The sequence below is a fragment of the Streptomyces sp. NPDC006798 genome, from assembly GCF_040635975.1.
Taxonomy (GTDB): domain Bacteria; phylum Actinomycetota; class Actinomycetes; order Streptomycetales; family Streptomycetaceae; genus Streptomyces.
The window spans coordinates 146,491-172,709 of the sequence record NZ_JBEYIS010000008.1 but is presented as its reverse complement, the minus strand read 5'-3'; the positions used below and the strand labels follow the sequence as shown (position 1 = coordinate 172,709).

Annotated in this window: 10 protein-coding genes; 4 read left to right on the top strand and 6 right to left on the bottom strand. The window is 75.5% G+C overall.

Translation table 11 applies throughout. The annotated features are described in order from the left end of the window. Positions 1-394 precede the first annotated feature (394 nt). Positions 395-1,171 (top strand): alpha/beta fold hydrolase, encoded by a 777-nt coding sequence (locus ABZ714_RS07835; protein ID WP_358824263.1) that lies wholly within the window; start codon positions 395-397, stop codon positions 1,169-1,171. 240 nt (positions 1,172-1,411) lie between these two features. Here the strand turns inward: ABZ714_RS07835 and ABZ714_RS07830 are convergent, their stop codons facing one another. Next, a complete protein-coding gene (locus ABZ714_RS07830; RefSeq protein WP_358824262.1) occupies positions 1,412-2,209 on the bottom strand; it encodes an ABC transporter permease in 798 nt (265 codons plus the stop codon). Continuing rightward, positions 2,206-3,162, bottom strand: coding sequence for an ATP-binding cassette domain-containing protein (locus ABZ714_RS07825; RefSeq protein WP_358824261.1), 957 nt, complete (start codon positions 3,160-3,162; stop codon positions 2,206-2,208). The genes ABZ714_RS07830 and ABZ714_RS07825 overlap by 4 nt, the downstream gene beginning before the upstream one ends. A gap of 109 nt (positions 3,163-3,271) precedes the next feature. Between ABZ714_RS07825 and ABZ714_RS07820 the strand changes: the two genes are divergently transcribed. Further along, complete coding sequence (locus ABZ714_RS07820) at positions 3,272-4,099, top strand: TetR/AcrR family transcriptional regulator (RefSeq protein WP_358824260.1); 828 nt, start codon at positions 3,272-3,274, stop codon at positions 4,097-4,099. A gap of 242 nt (positions 4,100-4,341) precedes the next feature. Here ABZ714_RS07820 and ABZ714_RS07815 read toward each other — a convergent pair whose 3' ends face one another. The 4 genes from ABZ714_RS07815 to ABZ714_RS07800 form a co-directional block, all read right to left on the bottom strand. After that, positions 4,342-15,681, bottom strand: coding sequence for an SDR family NAD(P)-dependent oxidoreductase (locus tag ABZ714_RS07815; protein WP_358824259.1), 11,340 nt, complete (start codon positions 15,679-15,681; stop codon positions 4,342-4,344). 29 nt (positions 15,682-15,710) lie between these two features. Continuing rightward, positions 15,711-20,858 carry a type I polyketide synthase gene (locus ABZ714_RS07810; RefSeq protein WP_358824258.1) on the bottom strand — a complete coding sequence of 1,716 codons (5,148 nt, stop codon included), beginning with the start codon at positions 20,856-20,858 and terminating at the stop codon, positions 15,711-15,713. A gap of 439 nt (positions 20,859-21,297) precedes the next feature. Continuing rightward, positions 21,298-21,783: a hypothetical protein gene (locus ABZ714_RS07805; RefSeq protein ID WP_358824257.1), complete on the bottom strand. Its 486-nt coding sequence runs from the start codon at positions 21,781-21,783 to the stop codon at positions 21,298-21,300. Between the two features lie 261 nt (positions 21,784-22,044). Next, positions 22,045-23,229 carry a nucleotide disphospho-sugar-binding domain-containing protein gene (locus ABZ714_RS07800; RefSeq protein WP_358824256.1) on the bottom strand — a complete coding sequence of 395 codons (1,185 nt, stop codon included), beginning with the start codon at positions 23,227-23,229 and terminating at the stop codon, positions 22,045-22,047. A 452-nt stretch (positions 23,230-23,681) separates the two neighbouring features. On the opposite strand from ABZ714_RS07800, the gene ABZ714_RS07795 reads away from it, so the two are divergent. Next, positions 23,682-25,040 carry an NDP-hexose 2,3-dehydratase family protein gene (locus ABZ714_RS07795; RefSeq protein ID WP_358824255.1) on the top strand — a complete coding sequence of 453 codons (1,359 nt, stop codon included), beginning with the start codon at positions 23,682-23,684 and terminating at the stop codon, positions 25,038-25,040. Continuing rightward, positions 25,037-26,218, top strand: coding sequence for a Gfo/Idh/MocA family oxidoreductase (locus ABZ714_RS07790; RefSeq protein WP_358824254.1), 1,182 nt, complete (start codon positions 25,037-25,039; stop codon positions 26,216-26,218). Before ABZ714_RS07795 ends, ABZ714_RS07790 begins: the two co-directional genes overlap by 4 nt. Position 26,219 lies beyond the last annotated feature (1 nt).

Genomic DNA, 26,219 nt, shown 5'->3' with positions numbered 1-26,219 from the left:
GGTTCGCCGTCGACCACGGAATGCGGCGCGCTCTCCCGGTCCGTTCGTCCCGGCGTCCGGGAGCCACCGGTGAACTCCCCGGTGTTTCCCGCGCCTTGAATTCGATAACGGCGGCGGTCCGTTTATCAGATCGCCGAATTGAGGACCGTGACGGGGATGCGTCGGTTGTTTCCGTGAACGGCTCGCCCCGAGCTTTCCCAGCTCGATACCGGCCGCACGCTACCGAGCTGAAATCGGCCGAACCACCCCTAACCTGCGGCGGGGCGGCCGGAGTCGGCCCCGCGGCGGGTCCGTCCCGGCGGCCCTTAGGGGTTGCGGCGGACCCGCTCGGGGTCGGACCGTGGATCACCAGGATTGTGTCCGTGATGTGCGCACGCGAATGAGGCTGCGGAATATGTCATCTGCGATGCCTTCGAGCCGCTGGCTCCGAAGCTTCCATCCCGCCCCCGACGCGCCCACCCGGCTGGTGTGCCTGCCGCACGCCGGCGGGTCGGCGACGTACTACTTCCCGGTGTCGAAGACCCTCTCACCGGGGGTGGAGGTGCTGGCGGCGCAGTACCCCGGCCGTCAGGACCGGCGGTCGGAGCCGTGTCTGGAGTCGATCCCCGAGCTGGCCCGGCAGCTCGCCGGGGAGCTGGCCGGGTGGACCGACAAGCCGCTGACCCTCTTCGGGCACAGCATGGGCGCCAGTGTGGCGTTCGAGACGGCCCGGCTGCTGGCGGAGACCGGTGTCCCGGTGCTGGGAGTGATCGCCTCGGGCCGCTGCGCGCCCTCCACCGACCGGGTGGAGACCGTCCATCTCCGCGACGACGAGGGGATCCTGCGGGAGCTGCGGGAACTGGAGGGCACCGATACCGAGTTCCTCGGCGACGACGAGCTGGTGCGGATGGTGATGCCCGCGATCCGCGGCGACTACACGGCGGTCGCGCGGTACCGCTGCGCGCCGGGGGTACGGATCCCCTACCCGATCGCGGTCATGGTCGGCGACGAGGACTCCCGGGCCACCGTCGACGAGGCGCGCGCCTGGGAGGGGCACACCAGCGGCGGCTTCGATCTGCGGGTCTTCCCCGGCGGGCACTTCTACCTCAACGACCGGCCCGCGGAGGTGACCGCGGCCGTCGCGGGCCATATCGCCCGCTGGTCGGCGGTGCCGGACCGGGTGGCCCGCTGACGGCCCGTCGGACGACGGCCGCGGAGCCCCGGGGCCGGGCCCCGGCCCGTACGAAAAAGGGGTGGGGCCCCTCCCGGTCGGGAGGGGCCCCACCCTTCGCCGTCGCCTCCGGGTCCTATCACCGGGTGATCCGCGGTGACGCACCGACCGCCGGGGGTAACGATCGGTGCGACACCGGAAGCGAGCGAACCGGTCCGGGCGGCCGGGGGAAGACCGTCCGGACCGGTGTCCCAGGGGGAATCAACGGCTGGTGTGCCGGGCGAAGCGATTGATGGTGAAGGCGGCGGTGAGGACCAGGATCGGCCCCCACCAGGCGAAGGCGATCCAGACGTCGTTACCCACCGGGACATCGATCAGCAGGGCGCGGACCGCGTTGACCACGGAGGTGAAGGGCTGGTGGTCGACCACGGCCTTCAGGATCGTGGGCATGTTGTCCGACGGGACCAGGGCGCTGCTGGCGTACGGCAGGAAGACCAGGATCATCGCGTAGCCGCTGGCGGCCTCGACGCCGCCGGCGATCACCCCGAGCAGGGTGGCCAGCCAGGAGACGGCGAGCATGAAGACCAGCAGGATCGCGAAGGCGGTCAGCCACTCCCCGGCCGTCGCCTTCGGCCGGAAGTCCACCAGATAGCCGACCCCGATCACCAGCGCGACGGAGAGGATGTTGCGGAGCACGGCGGAGACGACATGGCCGACGAGGATCGCCGCGCCGAACATCGGCATCGTGCGGAACCGTTCGACCAGGCCGTTCTGGAGGTCGTTGGCGACTCCGACCGCGGTCGCCGAGGCGCTGAACGCCACGGTCAGCACGATGACGCCGGAGATCAGATAGTTCACATAGCTGGGGCCGCCGGTGTTGATCGCGCCGCCGAAGAGGTAGCGGAACAGCAGCAACAGCATGATCGGCAGGGCGATGGCCTGGATGACCTCGTCCATGTTCCGGGTCAGATGCCGCAGACTGCGGCGGATCATCACCAGACAGTCGGCGACCACCGGCCCGAGGCCGGAGCGGTCCCGGACGGCTGCGATCTGGCTCATGCTGCCCCTCCTCGGGTGCTCGCGGCGACCCCGCCGGGCTTGGTGTCGCTGGTCAGGCTGCGGAAGACGTCGTCGAGGGTGGGCTGATGCAGCGCCATCCGGACGACCTCGGTATTGGTCTCCGCCGCCCGGTTGAGCAGTCGGCGGATGTCCTCGGCGCCGTTGACCGGGACGCTGATGGTGTTCTCGTCCATCCGCTCGCCGTCGAAGAGGGCGTGCGCCATGGAGAGATCACCGGGGGCGAAGGTCAGCTCGACCCGCTCGGAGCCGATCCGGCCCTTGAGTTCGGCCGCGGTGCCGTCGGCGACGACCCGGCCGCCGTTGATCACCGCGACCCGGTGGGCGAGCTGGTCCGCCTCCTCCAGATACTGGGTGGTCAGCAGGACCGTGGTGCCGTCCGCCATCAGCTCGCGGATGGTGTCCCACATCGCCATCCGGCTGGTGGGGTCGAGGCCGGTGGTCGGCTCGTCCAGGAAGAGCACCGGCGGCTTGTTGATCAGGCTGACCGCCAGGTCGAGCCGGCGCCGCATACCGCCCGAGTAGGTCTTCGCGGGCCGCTTGGCGGCCTTCTCCAGATTGAACTGGGCCAGCAGCTCCGCCGCCCGGCGCCGGGCGGCGCCCGAGCCGAGGCCGAACAGCTGGGCCATCATGACGAGGTTCTCCTCGCCGGTGAGCAGGCCGTCCACGGCGGTGGCCTGACCGGTGAGGCCGATGACCCGGCGGACCGCCTTCGGATCGCGGAGCACGTCGTGCCCCTCGACGAGGGCCGAGCCGCCGTCCGCTTTGAGGAGTGTCGTAATGATCCGCACCGTCGTGGTCTTCCCGGCGCCGTTGGGCCCCAGCAGGGCCAGCATCGTGCCGCGCTCCACTTGCAGATCGACCGACTCCAGAACCGCCACGTCGCCGAACGACTTACGCAGTCCTTTCACTTCGATCGCGTAGCTACCGGTCATCCAGACACATCTCCCACGAGAACCTCATACCCGAAACCGTATACGCCCTAAACTCAGGTATAAGTGATACAGGGTTTCCTGAACACTGTCAAGCCGATCACGGAGAGCGATGACTGTTAGCCGAAGAAACAAAGAAAGCCAGGTCAAGACCCTGGAAGTGCTGTGGGGCAGTGAGCCCGGCCGCTCGGCGCGCGGACCCAAGCGGGGTCTTTCGGTGGAGAAGATCGCCTCTACGGCCATCGAGATCGCCGATGAGAAGGGCCTCGACGGGCTCTCCATGCAGCATGTCGCCGGCCGGCTGGGCTATACGGCGATGTCGCTCTACCGCTATGTGCCGGGCAAGGAGCAGCTGGTCGACATCGTGTACGACCGGGCCCTGGGCCCACCGCCGGGCCGGGGCGACTCCGACGGCGCCGCGGGGACCACCGGGGAACCGGAGGGGGACGGGCGGGACTGGCGAGGGGGTGTCTACCGGTGGGTGCGGGCGATGCTGGGCGTGTACTCCGGCCACCCGTGGCTGCTGGACATCACCACCAGCGCCCCGCCGCTCGGCCCCAACCAGCTCGCCTGGTTCGACGCGCTGCTCCAGGAGGTGTCGGACATCGGCCTCGGCGACGACGAGATGGTGCATCTCGTGCTCTTCGTCACCGGCGCCGTCCGCGACCTGGCCCGGACGTCGAGCGAGATGGCGCAGTCGCCGGACCGGACCGGGGTGTCCGTGGAACAGATGGCCGAGGGGTACTCCCACGCCCTGAAGGACCTCGCGGACGGCACCCGCTTCCCCGCCCTGTCCCGGGTGGTGTCGGCGGGCGTGTTCGAGCCGTCGGAGGAGCCGTACAACGACATCGTCCCCAGCCTGGAGTTCGGTCTCCAGCGGCTGCTGGACGGGGTCGAGAGCCATGTCCGCGCCCGCGGGACCGGCACCACGGCGGTCTGATCAGCCGGCGAACGGCCGGGCCGACGAGATGACGAGACGTCTCGGCGGCCCGGCCGTCGCCGTCTCCGGCCCGGTCGTACGGCCCGAGTCGGCGCGCCGTACGAAGAAACCCCCGCACCTCGGTCCGGGAACCCCTGTCCCGGCTCCGCGCACCCCCTGAACCCGGCCGCCCGGGCCCCGTAACGGCAGGCGGGGTGTCCCCGGCCGGTCCCGGCCGGGGACACCCCGCTGCGTACCTCGGGTCAGTTCGGGTCGGTGCCCCCGCCCAGTGCCAGGCTGATCAGCGCCTCGCTGTCCATGGCGTCGATCGCGCCGCCGTCGGTCTCGCCGTCGCCGGGGGCGGCCGGGGTGTCCCGGGCGGAACCGGCCAGGGCGAGCAGTCCGTCCAGGAGGCCGGTCTCGCGCAGCCGGGAGACGGGGACGGTCGCCAGCGCGTCCCGGATCCGGGACAGTACGGCCTCGTCCTCGTCGGCGCCCGCCGCCGTCACGGGAGCCGGGTCCGCCGGGGGCTCGTCCGGGGCGAGTTCGCCGGCCAGATGGGCCGCGAGGGACCGGGGGTCGGGGTAGTCGAAGATCATGCCCGCCGGGAGCCTGAGCCCGGTGACGAGGGTCAGCTTGTTCCGCAGCCCGACCGCCGTGAGCGAGTCGAACCCGGTCTCGTTGAACGGCCGGTCGGGGTCGATCTCCCCCGCGTCGGCGAGGCCCAGGATCCCGGCCGCGTGGGTCCGTACGAGATCGAGCAGGGCGGGCTTGCGCTGGTGCGGCGCCATCGCCGCCAGCCGCTCCCGCAGCCCGCCCCCGCCGCCCGCCGGGGCGTCGTCGGCGGTGCGCCGGGTTCCGCCGCCGGCGAGCCCGGCGAAGAGGCCGGGGACCTCCTGGGGCGGCAGTTGGGCCAGCGCCCCGGTGTCGAGCTTGATCGGGACCAGCAGGGCCCGGTCGTGGGTTCCGGCGGCGTCGAGCAGCGCCAGGCCCTCCGCCGCCGTCAGGGCGCCGATCCCGGTCTTGGCGATCCGGGTGGCGTCGGCCGCCCCCATCCCGTCGGCCATCCCGTCGCCGCCGGTCCGCCACAGGCCCCAGGCCAGGGACGTCGCGGGGCGGCCCGAGGCCCGGCGCCGCTCGGCGAGGGCGTCGAGGAAGGCGTTGGCCGCCGCGTAACTGCCCTGCCCGGGGGCGCCGAGCAGTCCGGCGGCCGAGGAGAACAGGACGAAGTGGGTCAGTTCCAGTCCGGCGGTGAGGGCGTCGAGATGCAGGGCCGCGTCCACCTTGGGCCGCAGTACGGCCGCGAGCCGGTCCGGGGTCAGGGCCGTGACGACGCCGTCGTCGAGGACGCCGGCCGCGTGCACCACGGCCCGCAGCGGCCGGTCCGCCGGTACGGCCGCGAGCACGGCGGCCAGCGCGTCCCGGTCGGCTGCGTCGCAGGCGGCCCAGGCCGCTTCGGCGCCCGCCGAGGCCAGCCGTTCGGTCAGTTCGGCCGCGCCCGGGGTGTCCGCGCCGCGCCGGCCGACGAGCAGCAGCCGCCGTACGCCGTGCCGGGTGACGAGATGCCGGGCGACCTCGCCGCCGATGGCGCCGCCCGCGCCGGTGAGCAGGACGGTGCCGTCCGGGTCCCAGCCGGGGGCGGTCGCCGTGGGCGCGGTCCTGGCCAGCCGGGGCAGCCGCAGGCTGTCGCCGCGCAGGGCGACCTCGGCCTCGCCGCTGCCCGCGGCGGCGGCGAGCCGGGCGGCGCCGGGCGGCGGCCCGTCCGGGGCGAGGTCCACCAGGACGATCCGGTCGGGGTGTTCGGCCTGCGCGGAACGGACCAGTCCGCGGACCGCCGCGCCCACCGGGTCGATACCGGCGCCGGTGCCGGTGGAGCCGTCGGCGACGGCACCCCGGGTGACGACGACCAGCCGCCGGTCGGCGTACCGCTCCTCGGTCAGCCACTCCCGCAGCACGCCGAGGACCCGGGCGGTCTCGGTGTGCACGGCCCCGGCGGTCGGCGCCTCCGGAGAGGAGCCGTCCTGACCGGCGGGGTCGGTGCCGCACGGCAGGACGAGCGTGCCGGAGCCGTCGAGTCCGGTCGTCACGGGCGCGCCGACGGCGGCGGCGAGCCCCCAGCGGTCGGGCCCGAGGACGGTCCAGTCGGCGGGCGCGGTGGCGGCCGGCAGCGGCCTGCGCTGCCATTCGACCCCGAAGAGGGTGTCGGCGGGCGCGGCGGCGGGCGCCGTGGGCGCGGCTGTCCCGGCGGCGGGCCGCAGCCGCAGGGCGCCGACGGTGAGTACGGGCCGTCCGCCGCCGTCGGCGACGTCGAGGGCGGCGGTCCCGGTTCCGGCGGGCCTGACCCGGACCCGTACGGACGTGGTGCCCACGGCGTGGAGTTCGACGTTCTCCCAGGTGAAGGGGAGGACGGGGGCGTCGGATCCGGCGGCGCTGAAGCCGATGGCGTGCAGTACGGCGTCGAGCAGGGCCGGGTGGACGCCGAACCGTTCGGCGCCAAAGCGGCCCGCCGGCGGCAGTTCGACCTCGGCGTACGCCTCGTCGCCCGCCCGCCAGACGGCCTTGAGGCCCTGGAACGCGGGCCCGTAGGAGACGCCCTGTCCGGCCAGGTCGGCGTAGAGCCCGTCGACGGGTACGGGTTCGGCGCCCGGCGGCGGCCAGGCCGTGAGATCGACCGGCGGTACGGGCGCGGCGGGGGCCAGCACGCCGGTGGCGTGCCGGGTCCACGGCGTGCCCTGGGGGGCGCCTTCGGTCCGGCCGTGGACCGTAAAGGTCCGGGTGCCGTCGCCGCCGGGGGCGCCGACCGCGAACTGGAGCCGTACGCCCGCCCGTTCCGGCAGGGCCAGCGGCGCTTCGATGACGAGTTCGGCCAGGTGGGGGCAGCCGACGGCGTCCCCGGCCCGGATCGCGGACTCGACCAGCGCCGCGCCGGGGTAGAGGGTGGCCCGGTTGACCACGTGGTCGGCGAGCCAGGGGTGGGTGCCGAGGGAGATCCGGCCGCTGAACAGCAGGCCGCGGGCGTCGGCGAGTTCGGTGCCGGAGCCGAGCAGCGGATGCTCCTCGGGTCCGGCGCCGCCCGCGGTGGACGCCAGCCAGTAGCGCTGCCGCTGGAAGGGGTAGGTGGGCAGGTCGGTGTGGGGCAGCTCGCCGAAGTGGGCCCGCCAGTCGACGGCGGCGCCGCCGGTGTGCAGGGCGCCGAGCGCGGTCAGGAAGGCGTCCCGTTCGGGGGTCTTCCTGGCCAGGGTCGGGGTGGTGACGGCGTCGGGGGTGCGTTCGGCGGTGATCTCCTGGACGAGGGCGGTGAGGGTGGCGCCGGGGCCGAGTTCCACGAAGCGGGTGACGCCGAGGTCCTCCAGGGCGCGGACCGTGTCGAGGAAGCGGACGGGTTCCCGGACCTGGCGGGCCCAGTAGCCGGGGGTGCGGAGTTCGTCCCCGGCGGGGGCGCCGGTGAGGGTGGAGACCAGCGGCAGGACCGGCTCGGCGAGCGTGATCCGGGCCGCGGCCTCGGTGAAGTCGCCCAGCATGGGGTCCATATGGGCGGAGTGGAAGGCGTGCGAGACCGTGAGCCACCGGGTGCGGTCGAAGCGGTCGGCGAGGACGGCCAGGGTGTCGCGGTCGCCGGAGACGACGACGGAGTTCGCCGCGTTGACGGCGGCGATCGCGGCGCCGTCGGGGAGCGCGTCGCGTACGGCGTCCTCGGCGGCGGCGATCGCGAGCATCGCCCCGCCTTCGGGCAGGGCCTGCATCAGGGTGCCGCGGGCGGCGACCAGCGCGCAGGCGTCGTCGAGGGTGAGGACCCCGGCGGCGTGGGCGGCGGCGAGTTCGCCGATGGAGTGTCCGGCGACGGCGTCGGGCCGTACGCCCCGGGACTCCAGCAGCCGCAGCAGCGCCACCCCGACGGCGAACAGTGCGCTCTGGGTGAAGACGGTCCGGTCGAGCAGGGCGGCGTCGTCGGACTCCGGTTCGGCCCACATGACGTCCTTCAGGGGCCGGGGCAGCCAGGGGTCGATCCTGGCGCAGACCGCGTCCAGGGCTTCGGCGAACTCCGGGTACGCCTCGTACAGTTCGCGGCCCATCCCGGTCCGCTGGGAGCCCTGTCCGGAGAAGAGGAAGGCGGTACGGCCCTGGGCGCGGGCCTCGCCCCGGACGACGCCCGGCGCGTCCTCGCCGTCGGCGACGGCCATCAGTCCGCGCAGCAGTTGGGGCGCCCGGGCGCCGATCACGACCGCGCGGTGCTCCAGGGCGGCCCGGGAGACGGCGAGGGAGCGGCCGGTGGCGGCCAGGTCGCGGTCGGGGTCGTCGTTGAGGTAGGAGAGCATCCGCTCGGCGTGCGCGGCGAGCGCGGCCCGGGTCCGGCCGGAGAGCAGCCACGGTACGGGGCCGGTCGCGGCGCCCCCCGTACCGGCGGCGGTGTCGGTGGCAGTGGCGCCGGGTTCGGGCCGGGGGTCCTCGGCGGGCGGCTCCTCCACGATGACATGGGCGTTGGTGCCGCTGACGCCGAAGGAGGAGATCCCGGCCCGGCGCGGGCGCTCGCCGCGCGGCCAGGGCGCGGCCTCGGTCAGCAGCCGGACTCCGCCGTCGGTCCAGTCGACGGCGTCGGACGGGCCGGAGACGTGCAGGGTCCTGGGGAGTTCGCCGTGGCGCAGGGCGAGGATCATCTTGATCAGCCCGGCGACTCCGGCGGCGGCCTGGGTGTGGCCCAGGTTGGACTTGACCGAGCCGAGCAGCAGCGGCCGGTCGTCCGGGCGGCCCCGGCCGTAGGCGGCCATCAGGGCCTGGGTCTCGATGGGGTCGCCGAGCCGGGTGCCGGTGCCGTGGCCCTCGACGGCGTCCACATCGCCGGGTGTGAGTCCGGCGTCGGCCAGCGCCTGCCGGATGACCCGCTGCTGGGAGGGGCCGTTGGGGGCGGTGAGGCCGTTGGAGACGCCGTCCTGGTTGACGGCGCTGCCGCGGATGAGGGCGAGGACGGGGTGGCCGTTGCGGCGGGCGTCGGAGAGGCGTTCGAGTACGACGAGTCCGGCGCCCTCGGACCAGGTGGTGCCGTCGGCGTCGGCGGAGTACGCCTTGACCCGGCCGTCGGGGGCGAGGCCGCCCTGGCGGCTGAACTCGACGAACGTCTCGGGTGTCGCCATCACGGTCACTCCGCCCGCGAGGGCGAGTCCGCAGTCGCCGTCGCGCAGGGCGCGGGCGGCCAGGTGCAGGGCGACCAGGGACGAGGAGCAGGCGGTGTCGACGCTGACGGCGGGCCCGGACAGGCCGAGGCTGTAGGCGACCCGGCCGGTGACGATGGAGCCGGAGCTGGCCGCGCCGATGTAGTCGTGGTACTGGACGCCCGCGTAGACGCCGGTATCGCTGCCGCGCAGCGACCGGGGGTCGATCCCGGCCCGCTCCAGGGCCTCCCAGGCGGCTTCGAGGAGCAGCCGTTGCTGGGGGTCGATGAGGGCCGCGTCGTTGGGCGCGACGCCGAAGAGTACGGGGTCGAAGTCGCCCGCGTCGTAGAGGAAGCCGCCCCGGCGGACGTAGCTGGTGTCGGGGCGTTCGCGGTCGGGGTCGTAGAGGCCCTCGACGTCCCAGCCCCGGTCGGCGGGGAAGTCGCCGACGGCGTCGCCGCCTTCGGCGAGCAGCCGCCACAGCTCCTCGGGCGAGGAGGCGCCGCCGGGGAGGCGGCAGGCGATGCCGACGACGGCGATCGGGTCGTCGTCCCGGGCGGTGCCGGTGGTCGCGGCGGCCGGGGTGGCGGCGGCGGGGTCGGCGCCGGTCAGCCGCTCCATCAGCTCGTCCACCAGGACGGCGGGTGTGGGGTGGTCGAAGAGGAGGGTGGCGGGGAGCCGGAGTCCGGTGGCCTCGCCGAGGGTGTTGCGGAGTTCGATGGCGGTGAGCGAGTCGAAGCCGAGGCGCTGGAACTCCAACTCCGGGTCGATCGCGGCGGCCGACTCGTGGGCGAGGACGGCCGCGATCTTCCGGCGGACCAGGTCGAGGACGGCGGGCCGCCGGTCGGCGGCGGGCAGCGCGGCCAGGGTTTCGGCGTACGAGCCGCCGGAGGCGCCGGGCTCCCCGGCGGTCGCGGCCCGGCGGACGGTGGTGCCGGTCAGTCCGCGCAGTACGGCCGGGACGTCGCCGCCCCGGGCGCGCAGGGCGGCCGGGACGATCCGGGCCGCGACCACGGCCGGCGCGTCCTGGGCCAGCGCCGCGTCGAGCAGGGCGAGCCCTTCGGCGTCGGTCAGCGGGGTGAGCCCGCCGCGCGCGTGCCGGGACAGGTCGGCGGCGTCGAGCGCGCCGCCCATACCGCCCGCCTCGCCCCACAGGCCCCAGGCGACGGAGACGGTGGGCCGTCCGTCGGCGGCGCGCCGTTCGGCGAAGGCGTCGAGGAAGGCGTTGGCGGCGGCGTAGTTGGCCTGGCCGGGCCCGCCGATCACCCCGGAGACCGAGGAGAACAGCACGAACGGCACCGGGCCGTGGTCTCGGACGGCCTCGTCGAGGCGGAGGGTGCCGAGCACCTTGGGCCGCAGTACGGCCCTGAGCTGATCGGTCGTCAGGGATGTCACGACGGCGTCTTCGACGATCCCGGCGGCGTGTACGACACCGCTGAGCGGCAGGTCGTCGGGTACTCGGCCGAGGGCGTCCGCGAGCTGTGCCCCGTCGGCGAGGTCGGCGGCGGCCCAGACCACCCGGGCGCCGAGGCCTTCGAGTTCGGCGGTCAGTTCGGCGGCCCCGGGGCTCTCCGCGCCCCGGCGGCCGAGCAGCAGCAGGCTCGTCACGCCGTGCTCGGACACGAGATGCCGGGCGACCCGCCGCCCGAGGGCCCCGCCCGCCCCGGTGACCAGGACGGTCCCCGACGCGCCGAAGGACGGGCCGGGCCCGTCGGCGGGCGCTGCCCGCCGGAGCCGGGGGACGTGGACGACCCCGTCGCGTACGGCGATCTGCGACTCCCCGGCGGCGAGGGCGGCGGCGATCGTCCCGGCGGACACCGTGTCGGGGTCGTCGCTGTCGACCAGCAGCAGCCGCCCGGGATGCTCGGCCTGCGCGGCCCGTACGAGCCCCTGGACGGCGGCCCCGGCGAGATCGCCGGGCCCGCCGTCACCGAGGGCGACGGCCCCCCGGGTGACGAAGGCGAGCAGGTCGTCCCCGTCGCCGAGGACGTACTGAAGGGCGTCGAGAGCGGCCCGGGTCGCGGCTTCGACGGCGTCGGCGCCGGACCCGGGGGCGGTACGGAGGAGCAGTACGCGGATGGCGTCGCCCGGGGCCCCGTTCCTGTCGCCAGGCGCCTCGACGGATCCGGCATCCGCGACACCGGTACGGGCGCCGGGCACGGCCTCTCCGGCCGGGACCGCGCCATCGGCACGCCCCTCGGCCCCGGCGGCGGACGTGTCACCGGTACGGTCCTCGCCCGCCCCGGCCTCCGGTCCGGCGGCGGCGGTACGAGTGCCGGTCGCCGTGGCGAACTCCGCCACCGTGACCTGCGGAAGGCCCGTCATCGGAGAAGCCGGGGAAGCCGGAGTCGGCAGGGGCTGCCAGCCGAGCCGGTACAGCGGACGGGCCGCTACGGCTCCCGGCGCGGCGGCCCGGTCCAGCGGCCGGAACGCGTTGGTCCCGACCGTGGCGACGGGCGCGCCGGTCGCGTCGGCGAAGGCGACGGTGAAGGTACGGGGGCCGGTGGGCCGGAACCGTACCCGCAGGGCGGCGGCGCCCCGGGCGTGGAGTTCGACGCCCGCCCAGGAGAACGGGACCAGGCCCACTCCCCCGTCCTCGGCGTCCCCGCCGCCCGCCGCGCGCAGGGCGTGCGTCGCCGCGTCGAGGGCGGCGGGGTGGAGGGCGAACCGTTCGGCGTCGGCCGCCGCTTCGGCGGGCAGCCGTACCTCGCCGTACACGTCGTCGCTGCCGCTGTCGCCGTCGCGCCACGCGGCGCTCAGGGAGCGGAAGAGGGGGCCGTACGTCAGCCCGGTGCCGGCGAAGTCGTCGTAGAGCCCGTCGACGTCGACGGGCCGGGCGCCGGGCGGCGGCCAGGCGGTGAGGGCCGTACCGGGGTGCCCGTCGGAGGGGGCGAGGATCCCGGAGGCGTGCGGTGTCCACGGCTCGTCGGCGGCGGCGTCCTCGGGCCGGGAGTGCACGGTCACCGTACGGCGGGCCAGTTCGTCGGCGGCGCCGACGGCGATCTGGAGCCGTACGCCGCCGGTGGCGGGCAGCGCCAGGGGCCCGGCGAGGACGAGTTCGTCGATCCGGCCGCAGCCGAGGACGTCGCCCGCCTGGAGGGCCAGCTCCACGAAGGCGGTTCCGGGCAGCAGGACCGTACCGCCGACGGTGTGTTCGGCGAGCCACGGCTGCGCGGCCGTCGACAGCCGCCCGGTCAGCAGGGCGCCGTCGGTGTCGGCGAGGGTGATCGCCGCGCCGAGGAGGGGGTGGCGGGGGGTGCTGAGTCCGGCGGCGGCGACCTGGTCGCGGGCGCCGCGCCCGTCGAGCCAGTAGCGGCGGTGCTGGAACGGATAGACGGGGAGCGGCACCTTGCGGGCGCCCCGGCCGCCGAGTACCGCGCCGAAGTCGACGTCGACTCCGTCCGTGTAGAGCCGGGCGACGGCCGTCAGCAGGGTCTCGGCCTGCGGCCGGTCGGCGCGCTGGGCGGGCACGACGAGGACGGAGGCGGGGGCGGAGTCGGCGCTCTCCGCGAGGATCGCCGGGATCTGCGACGCGAGGACGGCGGACGGCCCGATCTCCACCCACCGGCGGACCCCGGCGGCCCGGAGGGCGGCGACGCCGTCGTGGAAGCGGACGGCCTCGCGGACGTGCCGGACCCAGTACTCGGGGTCGCGCAGTTCGTCGGCCCCGGCGATCCGGCCGGTGGTGTCGGAGACCACGGGCAGACGCGGCGGGGCGTACTCCAGGGAGCGGGCGACGGCCGCGAAATCGTCGAGCATGTCGTCCATCAGCGGCGAGTGGAAGGCGTGCGAGACCCGGAGCGCGCGGACCTTGCGGCCCCGCTCGCGCAGGCGCGCGGCGACGGCCTCGACCCCGGCCTCGGGGCCGGAGACCACCAGGGACCGGGGGCCGTTGTGGACGGCGACGACAACGCCGTCCGTCAGCAGCGGCAGTACCTCGTCCTCGGTGGCCTCGACGGCGGCCATCGCGCCGCCGGACGGCAGGGCCTGCATCAGGCGGCCCCGGGCAGCGACCAGGGCGCAGGCGTCTTCGAGCCCGAACACCCCGGCGACGTGCGCGGCGGCGATGCCGCCCACGGAGTGGCCGATCAGCAGATCGGGGACGACGCCCCAGGACACCAGCAGCCGGTGGAGGGCGACTTCGTAGGCGAAGAGGGCGGGCTGGGTGACGGCGGTCCGGTCGAGCGCGCCGTCGGGCCCGTCGAACAGCAGGGGCTTCAGGGGCTCGGGGAGCAGCGGGTCGAGTACGGCGCACACGGCGTCGAGTTCGCGGGCGAAGACGGGGAACGCGGCGTACAGCTCACGGCCCATGGCGGCGCGCTGGGCGCCCTGCCCGGAGAAGAGGAAGGCGACGGGCCCCGACTGGGCGGTCCCGGTGGTCGCCGCCGGGGACTCGGCCCCGTCGGCGACGGCAGCGAGCCCGGCCCGTACGGCCGCCGGGTCGGCGGCGAGGACAACGGCCCGGTGCCGCAGCGGGGACCGGGTGGCGGCGAGGGAGTACCCGAGGTCGAGCACCCCGGCGGCCTCCTCGTCGAGCAGCCCGGCGATCCGGCCGCCCTGCGCCCGCAGGGCGGCGGGCTCGGCGCCCGACACGACGACGGGCACGGGGACACCGGGGAGCCACGGCACGCTTCCGTCGGCGCCGGTTCCGGTACGCCCGCCGGGCGCTTTGGCCCCGGCGGGGACGGGAACACCGTCCGCACCGGCCGCCGTCGCGGGCGATCCGGCGGACTGGCCGCCCGACTGCCCCGCCGCGGTCCCGGCCGCGCCGGAAGCCACACCCTCACCCTCGGCGGGAGTGGACACACCCTCCGCACCGGTCGGCTCGGCGTCGACAGGCGCCGGGCCGCCATCCGGCTGCCCGGAGACCCGGGCCGCCGCGTCCGTGCCCGTACGGACCGATGCCGTACCGGCGGAGCCGACGGCGGTAGCGGAGCCGTCCGCACCGGCCGCGCCCGCCGACGAACGGCCCGTGGATCCCGCCGACTCGTCGTCGGCGGAGACGGCCCCCTCGGCCGGGGCCTCCTCCAGGATGATGTGCGCGTTGGTGCCGCTGACGCCGAAGGACGAGACGCCCGCGCGGCGCGGTCGGTCGTCGGCGCCGGCGGGCCAGGGGCGGGCGGTCTCCAGGAGGCGGACCGCGCCCCGGGTCCAGTCGACGGCCGTCGTCGGACGGCTGATGTGCAGGGTTCTGGGCAGCAGTCCGTGCCGCAGGGCCAGGACCGTTTTGATGACGCCGCTGATGCCGGCCGCCGCCTGGGCGTGGCCCAGGTTGGACTTGACGGAGCCGAGCCAGAGCGGCCGGTCCTCGGCGCGGTCGGCGCCGTAGACGGCGAGCAGTGCCTGGGCCTCGATGGGGTCGCCGAGGGTGGTGCCGGTGCCGTGGGCCTCGACGGCGTCGACGTCGTTCGGGGAGAGCCGGGCGGCGGTGAGGGCCTGCCGGATGACACGCTGCTGGGAGAGTCCGTTGGGGGCGGTGAGCCCGTTGGACGCGCCGTCGGAGTTGACGGCGCTGCCTCGGACGACGGCCAGGATCTCGTGTCCGTTGCGGCGGGCGTCGGAGAGGCGTTCCAGCAGGACCAGGCCCGCGCCCTCGGACCAGCCGGTGCCGTCGGCGTCGTCCGAGAAGGCCTTGCAGCGGCCGTCGGGCGCGAGGCCGCCCTGGCGGCTGAACGCCTGGAACGGCGACGGTGTCGACATCACCATCACCCCGCCCGCGAGGGCGAGTCCGCACTCCCGCTGCCGTAGCGCCTGTACGGCCAGGTGCAGGGCGACCAGCGACGACGAGCAGGCCGTGTCGACGGTGATCGCCGGGCCCTGGAGGCCGAGGCTGTAGGCGATCCGGCCGGAGATCACGGAGGCCGCGGTACCGGTACTGAGGTAGTCGTCGGCGACCTCGGCCATCCGGTCGGGCGCGACGCCGTCGTAGTAGTCCTGGCTGCCGCTGCCGACGAAGACGCCGACCCGGGAGCCGTGCAGGGTGTGCGGGGCGATGCCCGCGCGTTCGACGGTCTCCCAGGCGAGTTCGAGAGCGAGCCGCTGCTGGGGGTCGAGGGCGAGGGCCTCGCGGGGCGAGATGCCGAAGAAGGCGGCGTCGAAGTCGCCCGCGCCGGCCAGGAATCCACCGCGCGCGTACGCGTCCCCCGACTCGGCCCCGGAACCGGAACCGGAACCGCCGCCGTCACCGGAGCCGTCCGCCCCGCCGCCCGTACTGAAGATCGTCTCGGGGTCCCAGCCCCGGTCGGCCGGGAGGGGGCCGATGGCGTCCCGCTCCTCGGTGACCAGCCGCCACAGGTCGTCGGGGGATCCGACCCCGCCGGGGAAGCGGCAGCCCATCGCCACCACGGCGATCGGTTCCTGTTCCGCGTTCTCCAGCTCCCGCAGCCGCTCCCGCGTCTGGTGGAGGTTGACGGTGACCCGCTTGAGATAGTCGACGAGCTTGTCTTCGTTAGCCATCTGCCCTCATGTCCGTTCCGGCGGTGCGGTCAGCTCGCCCCGAGTTCGTTGTCGATCAGGTCGAAGAGGTCGTCGGCGGTGGCCGTGCCGATCCGGTCGGCGACCCCGGCCCCGGCCGGTCCCCCGCCCGCCTCCTGGCCGGCGCCCAGGGCCGCCGTGACCCGGTTGGCGAGCGCCGCCAGCCGGGCCCCGAGCCGGGCGCCCTCGATCTCCTCCCGGGAGAGCGCGTCGATCCGCGCCTCCAGCCGGTCGAGTACCGCGCTCACGGGTGCGTTTCCGTCCGCGCCGCCGCCCGGGGGGCCGCCGGGCACGCCGGGTTCGTAGAGCAGGCTCCACAGATGCGCGCCGAGCGCCGCCGGGGTGGCGTGGTCGAAGACGGCGGTCGCCGGGAGCGGTACGCCGCAGGCGGTGGCGAGCCGGTTGCGCAGATCGACGGCGGAGACCGAGTCGAAGCCGGTCTCCTTGAACGCGCGGTCGGGTTCGACGGCGGACGCGCTCTCGTGGCCGAGGACGACGGCGACATGACCGGTGACGAGGTCGAGCAGGCGCCGCCGCTGTTCGGGTTCGGGCCTGGCGGCGAGTTCGGCGACCAGGGCGGGGGTGCCGTCGGCGGTGGTCCCCGTACCGGCGCCGGTGGCGGTGTCGTCGGAGCGCCCGGCGCGGTGGGCGTCGGGCAGATCGCGCAGCAGGGGCCGGTCCCGGCCGAGGGTGTAGACGGGGGTGAAGCGGTCCCAGTCGACGTCGGCGACGACGAGATGGCTCTCGCCGTGGTCGAGTGCCGTGCCGAGGGCCTCGACCGCCAGGTCGGGGTCCATCTCGGGCAGGCCCATCCGGCTGAGGTGGGCGCCGCTGTCGGCGCCCGCCATTCCGGCGCCCCAGGAGCCCCAGGCGACGGAGGTCGCGGGGAGGCCGCGGGCGCGGCGGCGCTGGGCGAAGGCGTCGAGCCAGGCGTTGGCGGCGGCGTAGGCGGGCCGCCCGGACGTGCCCCAGACGGCGGCGCCGGAGGCGAACAGGACGAACGCCTCCAGGGGGTGGTCTTCGAGCGCCGTTTCGAGGAGGGCGGCGCCGTGTGCCTTGCCGCGGAGGGCGGCGGCGAAGGGTTCGGGGCCGGTCTCGGCGAGCGGGGGTTCGTCGGGCAGTACGCCCGCCGCGTGGAAGACGGCGGTCAGCGGGGGCCGGTCGGCGGCGGTACGGAGTCCGGTGACGAGCCGGCCGACGGCTTCGGGGTCGGCGAGGTCGCAGGCGGTGACGGTCACCCGGACCCCGGTGGCCGTGAGTCCGGCGGCGAGTTCGGCGGCGCCGGGCGCTTCGGTGCCCCGGCGGCTGGTGAGGACGAGGTGTTCGGCGCCGGTTTCGGCGAGCCAGTGGGCGATCCGGGCGCCGACGGCGCCGGTGCCGCCGGTGACGAGGACGGTGCCGTGCGGGCGCCAGGGCCGCTCGGGTCCGGTGCCGCCGAGGGGCGCGCGGACCATCCGGCGGGCGAAGGCGCCGCCGTGCCGGAGGGCCACGGCGTTCTCGCCCCGGCCGGTGGTGCCGCCGATGACGCCGTACAGCCCGTCGTCGGAGCCGGGGCCGGTATCGGACGCGTCGCCGGGGGCGAGGTCGACCAGTCCGCCCCAGGAGGCGGCGGGGAGGTCGAGCCCGAGGACGGTACCGAGGCCCCACAGGGTGGCGGCGGCCGGGTCGGCGTCCTCGTACGGGTCGACGGCGACGGCACCGGAGGTGACGCACCACAGGGGCGCGTCGACGGCGGCGTCGGCCAGGGCCTGGACGAGGGTGAGGGTGCGTCCGGTGGCGCGCGGCAGTCCGGGGGTGTCCTCGCCGCCCGGGTCGAGGGCGAGCAGGGAGAGCACTCCGGCGGGCGGGGTGTCCCCGGCGGCGGCCCGCAGCCGGTCGGCGAGCGCCGCCCGGTCGGGCTTTCCGCCGTCGGCGTCGGCCAGGTCGACGGTGACGACGGTCGCGCCCAGGCCAGCGAGCCCGTCGGCGAGGGCGGCGGCCCGTACGGCGGCCGGATCGGACGGTACGGGTGCTGAGGGCGGCGGGATCACCAGCCACGTTCCGTCGAGGGCCGGGGGCCGCCCGGTGGTGAGGGGCGCCCAGTCGACCCGGTACCGCCAGGAGTCCAGGACGGCCCGGCGTTCGGCGCCCCGCCGCCAGGCGGCGAGGGCGGGGACGACCGCGGTGAGCCGTTCCGCGGGCAGTCCGAGGGTGCGGGCCACGGCGTCCGTGTCGCCCGCGGCGACGTCCTGCCAGAGGGCGGAGTCGTCGGCGGCGGGCGCCGGTTCGGACCCGGCGGGCCCGGCGGCCGGGGCCGAGGCGTTCTCGCCGAGCTCCCAGTAGCGGGTCCGCTCGAACGGGTAGGTGGGGAGGTCGACGGTCCGCGCGCCGGGGAAGAAGGGGGTCCAGTCGGGGGCGGCGGCCCCGGCCGTGTACAGCTCGGCCAGGGAGTGCGCGAACCGCCGCGTACCGCCCTCGTCCCGGCGGAGGGTGCCGCCGACGACGGCTTCGGTGCCGAGGGCGCCCGCGGTCTCCTGCACGCTCATGGTGAGTACGGGGTGCGGGCTGGCCTCCACGAAGGTGGTGTGGCCCTTGTCGGCCAGCGCCGCCACGACGGGCGCGAAGCGGACCCGGCCGCGGAGGTTGCGGAACCAGTACCCGGCGTCGAGTTCGGTGCCGTCGACCCAGTCGCCGGTGACGGTGGACATCATGGGGATGCTGCCCGCGACCGGCGCGACGGGCGCCAGGTCGTGGTGGAGCCGGTCGCGCAGGGCTTCGACATGGGCCGAGTGGGAGGCGTAGTCGACGGGGACCCGCTTGACCCGTACGCCGTCGGCGGCGAGCCGGGCCGCGAGCGCGTCCAGCGCCTCGCCGTCCCCGGCGAGTACGGCGGATCCGGCGCCGTTGTCGGCGGCGACGGAGACCCGGTCGGGGTACGGCTCCAGATACTCCTCGGCGCGTTCGGCGGCCAGGCCGACGGCGAGCATCCCGCCGCCGCTCCCCGCCAGGGTCTCCCGGATGGCGCGGCTGCGCAGGGCGACGACCCGGGCGCCGTCGGCGAGGGAGAGCGATCCGGCGACACAGGCGGCGGCGATCTCGCCCTGCGAGTGGCCGATGACGGCGTCGGGTTCGACGCCGTGCGCCCGCCAGAGGGCGGCGAGGGAGACCATCACGGCCCAGAGCAGGGGCTGGACGACGTCGACGCGTTCGGCGGGCGGCGCGCCCTCGGCGCCGTACAGCACGTCCCATACGGTCCAGTCCGTGAAGGGCGCCAGGGCGGCCTCGCACTCGGCGAGACGGCGGGCGAAGACCGGGGACTCGGCGAGGAGTTCGGTGGCCATGCCGGGCCACTGGGAGCCCTGGCCGGGAAATACGAAGACGGTACGGCCCCGGGGGCCGCTGCCGCCGCCCGTCCCGGTGATCACGGCGGGCGCGGTCTCCCCGGCGGCCAGGGCGCGCAGCCCGGCGGCGAGTTCGGCCCGGTCGGTGCCGAGGACGACGGCCCGGCGCTCGAACGTGGAGCGGCCGGTGGCGAGGGAGAGCCCGATATCGGCGGCCGTGGCGTCGTCAGCGGTGTCGGGGGCGTCACCGGAAGCGGTGTCGGCCCGGGCCGCGAGCCGCCCGGCGGCGGCTCGTAGCGCGCTGTCGGTCCGGGCCGACACCACCACGGGGACGACGCGCGGCCCGGGGGCACCGACCGTGTCGTCGTCCGGTTCGAAGGCCCTCGGCGGGGCCGGGTCGCCGGGGGCGGGCGCGCCGGATTCGAGGGCGCCCGGGAAGTCCGGGTAGCCCTCGTTGTCGTCGTCGCCTTCGGCGGGGCCGGCGGCATCGAGGAACTCGGGCGCGGCCTCCAGCACGATATGCGCGTTGGTGCCGCTGAAGCCGAAGGAGGAGACGGCGCCGCGCCGGACCCGGCCGGTCTCGGGCCACGGCACGGTGGACGTCAGCAGCTCGACGGCGCCGGACGACCAGTCGACGTGCCGGGACGGCTCGGCGAGATGCAGGGTCTTCGGCAGGGTGCCGTGCCGCATGGCCAGCACCATCTTGATGATCCCGGCGACCCCGGCGGCGGCCTGCGGATGGCCGATGTTCGATTTGACGGAGCCCAGCAGCAGGGGCCGTTCGGCGGGCCTGCCGCCGCCGTAGGTGGCCAGCAGGGACTGCGCCTCGATCGGGTCGCCGAGCGGCGTACCGGTGCCGTGCGCCTCGACGGCGTCCACATCGGCGGTGGTCAGTCCGGCGTCCGCGAGGGCCTGCTGGATGACCTTCACCTGGGACGGCCCGTTGGGCGCCATCATCCCGTTGCTGGCGCCGTCCTGGTTGACGGCCGTGCCCCGGACGACGGCGAGGATCCGGCGGCCGTTGCGGCGGGCGTCGGAGAGCCGTTCGAGTACGAGGACGCCCACGCCCTCGGCCCAGGCGGTGCCGTCGGCGTCGTCGGAGAACGACTTGCAGCGGCCGTCGGGCGCGAGCCCGCGCCGCCGGCTGAAGTCGAGGAAGATCTCCGGGGTGCCCATCACGGCGACGCCCCCGGCGAGCGCGAGGGAGCACTCGCCGGAGCGCAGCGACCGCACCGCCAGGTGCAGGGCGACCAGCGACGACGAACAGGCCGTGTCGACGGAGACCGCCGGGCCCTCCAGGCCCAGGTTGTAGGCGACCTGACCGGAGATCAGGCTGCCGCCGGGCGCGTTGCCGACGTAGTCGTGGTACATGACGCCCGCGAAGACCCCGGTGGCGCTGCCCTTCAGGGTCTCGGGCGCGGTCCCGGCCCGCTCCACGGCCTCCCAGGACGCCTGGAGCAGCAGCCGCTGCTGGGGGTCCATCCGGGCGGCCTCCAGCGGGGAGATCCCGAAGAAGGCGGCGTCGAACTCGGCCGCGTCGTAGAGGAATCCGCCTTCGCGGACATATGTCTTCCCCGGCTTGTCGGGCTCGGGGTCGTAGAGCCGCGCGGTGTCCCAGCCCCGGTCGGCGGGGAAACCGCCGATGGCGTCCCGCTCCTCGGCGACCAGCCGCCACAGGGCGTCGGGGGTGTCCGCGCCGCCGGGATAGCGACAGCTCATCCCGACCACGGCGATCGGCTCGTGGCCGCGCGCCTCGACGTCCCGCAACCGCTGCCGCGTCTGCTGCAACTCGGTCGTCGCGCGCTTGAGATATGCGCGGAGCTTCTCCTCATTCGCCATCGCGGCGCCCCGTTTCCCAGATGTCCGACCCGCATCGCATCCGGCACGCGGAACGGGTCCGTCGCGAGATCGCGGACCCGGCGTTCCTCCGCCCGACCGACGCGCCGCCTGGGACGCTACCGACGTCGCCGCACGTCACCCACCCCTAATCTCCGCCCGGGGGCGCCCCGGGCCCGGGTGTGGGGTACCCGCCCGGACGCGATCCGGCGGCACGAAGGACCCACGGTGCCCGGCCCGGAACCCCCGGTCCTACGCCGCCTCTCCGGCCCCGGCCGGGCCGGGGCCGGGCCAACCGGGCCGGTCCGGGCGGCCGACGCGCGCATGCCGGTCACCACACCCAGGCACTGTTCTGCCCCGCCCGACGCCGGGGCAGATCGCGTCGTTCTCCTCGCGATGCTCCGCGAAGGAACCTTCTACGAACCGCGGCCGCCAGCCGCACTCACCCGACTCGCGGGTCCGCGAGGAGAACGACGCGATCGGCCCCGACGCCGAAGCCGGGCACCGGATGCCCGTAGTCGCCCTCCGCGCCCATCGGCACCGGCTTGCCCGGCCGCCGCCCGGGCTCCCGGAGGAAGTCGCGGAACACATCGAGTCGTTCCTGGCCCTGCGACTCCCGCAGGGCGGCGTCGAAGTCGATTTCGTCGTCCGCGAGGAACCGGAAGATCGCCGGCACATCGGCAGTCGGCCGGACCCGCGGCTCAGGGCACTCGGCATCCGCAGGGCGGGACAGCACGTCCGCCGCCCGGGGCACCGGAAGCACCGCCTCGCCTTCGGAGTACCGGTACTTCCAGCCCTTCTCCGAGAGGAGATCGAGGACCGTCTGCCAGTCCTCCACGGAGGCGTTCGGGACACACACGTCCGGCAGCCGCCCCATCGAGTCCGGGCCGGAGAGACAGCTCATGTCGTCCCACAGCAGATCAGCCACGGCGCCATGCTGCCCGGCTCCCTGGCCCGACGCACCCCCGTTTCCCCGGCCGAAGACATGCGGGCACCGGGGCCACGGCCCGCTCCTTCCGGCCGCGCGGCCGGGGCCGAACGCGCTCGGCGACGCACCGGCAGCGGCCCGGCGCGAGGCCGGGAGCACGGCCGGGGCGCCCCGGGCCGCCCCGGACCACGGACCGGGCGCCGGGCGCGAGGCGCGCGGCACGTCAGCCGTGCCCGTACCCGGCCGGTCGGGCCGGCGTCCTCAGCCCGCCGCCGCGACCAGGCGTTCCAGGACCGGGACCGTCTCGCGCGGTGAGGGCATCGCGGCGGTCTCGGCCGCCAGGGCGCGGGCCCGGTCGCGCGGGCCGTCGGCCGCGAGGAGGGCGCGCAGGGCGTCGGGGGTGCCGGGCGGAAGGGCGGCGCCGACCCCGGCGGCGCGTTCGGCGACCGACGACACCCGGGTGCCGCCCGCCGCTCCGGTGACGTACTGCGGCAGCCCGTACGCCACCGCCGCCGCGGTCAGCGCCGCGCCGCCGTCGTGGATCACGGCCGCGCAGGTCGGCAGGGTCGCGGCGACGGGCACGGTGTCGAGGATCCGGGTGTGCGCGGGCAGCCGGAGCCCGGCCGGGAGCCGGTTCTGCGCGTCGGGGCCCAGATCGCAGACGAGTTCGGCGTCGACGCCCGCCGCGGCCTCCAGGACGGCGACGACCGTGGCGTCGGAGAGGTCGCCGGTGACCAGGATCCGGGGGCGGCGCACCTTCCGGCCCAGCCAGGACGGCAGTTGCGCGGGGCCGCCGTAGAACACGGGCCGGACGGGGATCCGTTCGGTGTGCTCGGGGCGGCGCAGCGACGGCGGCAGGGTGTCGAGTACGGCCGCGGCGCCGGAGGTCGTGGCGGGGTCGAACGGCCCGGCGGCGCAGACGGCGACCAGGCCCGCCTTGGCCGCCGCCTCGGCCCCGGCGGGCGCGTCGCCCTCCCACAGCAGCAGGTCGGGCCGCCACAGGGCGGCATGGGCCAGCAGCCCTTCGACATCGGCGTGGTCGTCGAGTACGGCGCCGCTCCGGCCCGGGTACCCGGCGGGGCCCCCGGGGCCGTACCGCCCGCCGCTCCCCGGGTCGTACGCCGAACCGTGCCCGGCGGTGTACGGTCCGGCGGATCCGCCGTCGTAGCCGTCACCGGTCCCGGTGGCGGGGTCCGGGGTCCCCCCGGTGTCGTACGGCTCCGTACGCCCGGCGCGCGCGGCGGCCGTGCTTCCGCCGGACCCGACGCCGGTGCTGACGTCGGAGCCGACGGGTACCGCGACGAATCCGGTCATGGTGACGGTCTCCATGAAGCCGGGGCGGCCCGCGATCTGGGTCTCGTGCCCGGCGGTACGCAGGGCCCAGGCGAGCGGCATGAGTGCGTGCAGCCGGTCCGGTGCGGACGGGGTGACGAGCAGAACTCTCATGGTGGCCCCTTTCCAGGGTGCGGCGAGCGGTTCCGCCGGCCGGTGGGTGGTCCGGTCGCGGAGCGGAGGCGGGGGGTTTCCGACGCTATCCCGCCGCGCGGCCGAAACCGCCCCTAGGGGCGGCGCGCTAGGGGTATCGGCGGGCCGTCCCGGCGACGGCGGAGCCGGGTCGGGGCGGCGGGGCGACGGCCCCCGACCGGCCGGTTAGGGGTTGGCCGGGCCGCACCGCGCGCCTAGCCTCGGCGACGATCACCGCCACGAGGCCGCGCAGGCGTCGTCGCCCGATTCCCCATCCACAGCCGTCCGCTCAGGCGGGCCGCACGCACTCGATCCACCAGCCCCGACGCCCGTACCGGGTGACGGCCGCCCATGACGGCGGCCGGCCGCAGGTACGGAGCCGACGGCCGGGCCCGGCCGGGCCCGGCTCCGCGCGGACCGCACGAGGTGATGTGATGTCAAAGACGTCCGAGACGCTGTCCGGTCCCGAGGTGGGCCTCGACGGCTTCCACTCCTGGTGGCGGGAGCGGAACGAGGCGCACCGGTTCACCGTGAGCCGGATCCCGTTCGACGAGTTCACCCACTGGAGCGTCGATCCGGCGTCCGGCGACATCCGCCACGACTCGGGGCGGTTCTTCACCGTCGAGGGGCTGCGGGTGCGCTCCGAACGGGGCCCGGTTTCCTCCTGGTCGCAGCCGATCATCAACCAGCCGGAGATCGGGATCCTCGGCATTCTGGTGAAGCGGTTCCACGGGGTGCCGCACTATCTGCTCCAGTGCAAGATGGAGCCGGGGAACGTCAACGTCCTCCAGCTGTCGCCGACGGTTCAGGCGACCAGGAGCAACTACACCCGGGCGCATCGCGGCGGCCATGTCGCGTATCTCGACTACTTCGTCAAGCCGCGGCCCGGCCGGGTGCTGGTCGACGTCCTCCAGTCCGAGCACGGCTCCTGGTTCCTGCGGAAGCGGAACCGGAACATGGTGGTCGAGGTGGACGAGGACGTCCCGGTCGGTGAGAACTTCCACTGGCTTACGGCGGAGCAGATCGGGGCCCTGCTGCGGATCGACAACCTCGTCAACATGGACGCGCGGACGGTGCTTTCGTGTCTGCCGCTGCCCCTGGCGCCCGGGTTCGAGCCGACGGTCCCCGCCCTGCGCGCCGCCGCACCGGGTACGGGCGCGGACACCGAACTGCACAGCTGGTTCACCGAGATCTGCGCCTCGCACAGCGTGGCCACGGAGAGCATTCCGCTGGCGGAGGTCGACCGCTGGGAGCGGGGCCCGGACGAGATCCGGCACGAGGCGGGTCACCACTTCAAGGTGGTAGCCGTCTCGGTGGAGGCCGCGACCCGTGAGGTGCACCGCTGGACGCAGCCGCTGTTCCAGCCGTGCGGGATCGGGGTGGTGGCGTTCCTGCTCCGCCGGGTCGCGGGCGAGGTCCAGGTCCTGGCGCACGCCAGGGCCGAGCCGGGGTTCGTGGACGTGGTGGAGATCGGTCCGACGGTGCAGTACCAGCCGTCCAGCTATCCGACCGGCGCGCCGCCGTTCGCGGACGTCGTGGCGCGCGCCCCGGCCCACCGCTTCCTCTACGACACGGTCCTCTCCGAGGAGGGCGGCCGGTTCCTCAACGCGGAGAACCGTTACGCCGTACTGGAGATCGACGAGAACGACCCCGGGGTGCCCGACGAGCTGCCCGAGGACTACCGGTGGCTCACGCTCTCCCAGCTGACGGGGCTGCTGGCGCACCGCAACTACGTGAACGTACAGGCGCGGACGCTGGTGAGCGCGATGCGGCTGACCCTGGGGCTGAGTTGAGCGCCCGTACGGCGCGGCGGACCACGCCACCCGCGCCACCCGCCGCCACGACAGCCACGACAGCCACGACGACCGCCCCCGCCGCCCCCCTGACCGGAACCGGAACGGGAACCGGAACCGCTCCCCGGACCGCGCCGCCCCGTCCTACGGCCCCCGGCCCCACCCCCGCGCCCGCCCCCGTCGCGCCCGCGCCCGCCGCCGTCCCGCCGGTCCGGATCGGTGTCCTCGGCTGTGCCTCCGTCGCCTGGCGCCGTACCCTGCCCGCCTTCGCCGAGTCGGCCGGGGCGGAGGTCGTCGCGGTCGCCAGCCGGGACGCGGCGAAGGCGGCCCGGTTCGCGGCCCGGTTCGGCGGCGACCCGGTCACCGGCTACGACGAGCTTTTGGCCCGCCCGGACGTGGAGGCGGTCTACGTACCGCTGCCGACCGGACTGCACGCCCACTGGTGCGCCCGCGCGCTGGAGGCGGGCAAGCACGTCCTCGCCGAGAAGCCGCTCGCGGTCTCGGCCGCCGAGGCGGAGGCGCTGGTGGCGCTGGCCCGCCGGACCGGCCGGGTGCTGATGGAGAACCGGATGTTCGTCCAGCACGCCCAGCACGCCGAGGTACGGCGGCTGGTGGCGGAGGGCGCGATCGGCGAGCCCCGGGTGCTGACGGCGGCGATGGCGTTCCCGCCGCTGCCAGCCGACGACGTCCGCTACCGGCCCGAACTCGGCGGCGGCGCCCTTCTGGACGCCGGCTTCTATCCGCTCCACGCGGCGCTGATGCTGCTGACCGGGCCGCTGGAGGTCGTCGGCGCCCATCTCCACGAGGACCCGGAGCGGGGCGGCGTCGACATCAGGGGTGACGTACTGCTGCGCGACGCGCACGGCGTCACCGCCCATCTCACCTTCGGCTTCGACCACGGCTACCGCGCCGGGTACGAGCTGTGGGGCAGCCGGGGCCGGCTGGTGCTGGCCCGGGCGTTCACCCCGCCGCCGAGCTGGCAGCCGGTGATCCGGATCGAGCGGCAGGACCGGGTGGAGGAGCTGACGCTCGCGCCCGGTCACCAGTTCCTGACCACCATCGACCGCTTCGCCACGGCGGTCCGCGACGGCGAGCCGCTCGCCGAGCATCTGGAGACCGCGGTTCGCGGCGCGGCGCTGATGGACGCCGTGCGGGCCGCGAACCGACGACGGGAGTGAT